The sequence below is a fragment of the Elstera litoralis genome (assembly GCF_000963705.1).
GTDB classification, from domain to species: Bacteria; Pseudomonadota; Alphaproteobacteria; order Elsterales; family Elsteraceae; genus Elstera; species Elstera litoralis.
This window is the reverse complement of sequence record NZ_LAJY01000938.1, coordinates 1-820: the sequence shown is the minus strand read 5'-3', so window position 1 is coordinate 820 and position 820 is coordinate 1. Positions and strand designations below refer to the sequence as shown.

General features: G+C 55.5%; 1 protein-coding gene and 1 pseudogene. Both read left to right on the top strand.

Annotated features, from left to right (window positions below; translation table 11 throughout):
* Positions 1–263: pseudogene (locus VZ95_RS20830) on the top strand (sugar ABC transporter permease); the annotation flags it as partial.
* Positions 264–266: 3 nt separating this feature from the next.
* Positions 267–820 (top strand): carbohydrate ABC transporter permease (locus VZ95_RS20825; RefSeq protein ID WP_045777571.1); only part of this gene is annotated, 554 nt, incomplete at its 3' end.

Sequence of the window (820 nt, the reverse complement as noted above, 5' to 3'; positions counted from 1 at the left end):
TGCGCCGGGTGCTGCTGATTGCCGTGCTGCTGCGCTTCATGGATAGTTTCATGATCTATACCGAGCCTTTCGTCGTGACCGGCGGCGGGCCGGGTAACTCGACGACGTTCCTCTCCATCGATTTGGTGAAGCTGGCGCTGGGGCAGTTCGACCTTGGCAAAGCCGCCGCCGTTTCGATTGTCTATAACCTCATCGTTCTGGCGGTCTGCTGGGTCTTCTATACCGTGATGACCCAGATGGATGCCAAAGGGCGGAGGAGTTAAACCATGCTCACACGCCGCCTTGTTATGGGTTCCTACCTCGTCTTCCTCATGCTGCCGATCTATTGGCTCATCAATATGAGTTTGAAGACGAATGCCGAAATCATCGGCGGGTATACCCTCTGGCCCCATACGCTGACCTTCGCCAATTACATCAAGATTTTCACCGATTCGTCCTGGTACTCGGGCTATCTGAACTCGCTGCAATATGTGGCGATCAATACGGTGCTGTCGATCTCGCTGGCGCTGCCCGCCGCTTACGCTTTCTCGCGCTATCGGTTCTTGGGCGATAAGCATCTGTTCTTTTGGCTGCTGTCGAACCGGATGGCCCCGCCTGCCGTCTTCGCGCTGCCGTTCTTCAATCTCTATTCGGCGATTGGGCTGTTCGATACGCCGTTTGCGGTGGCGCTGGCCCACTGTCTATTCAATATCCCGCTCGCCGTGTGGATCTTGGAAGGCTTCATGTCGGGCGTGCCGAAGGAAATCGATGAAACCGCCTATATCGACGGCTATTCCTTCCCGCGCTTTTTCGTGAAGATTTTCATGCCGATGATCGCTTC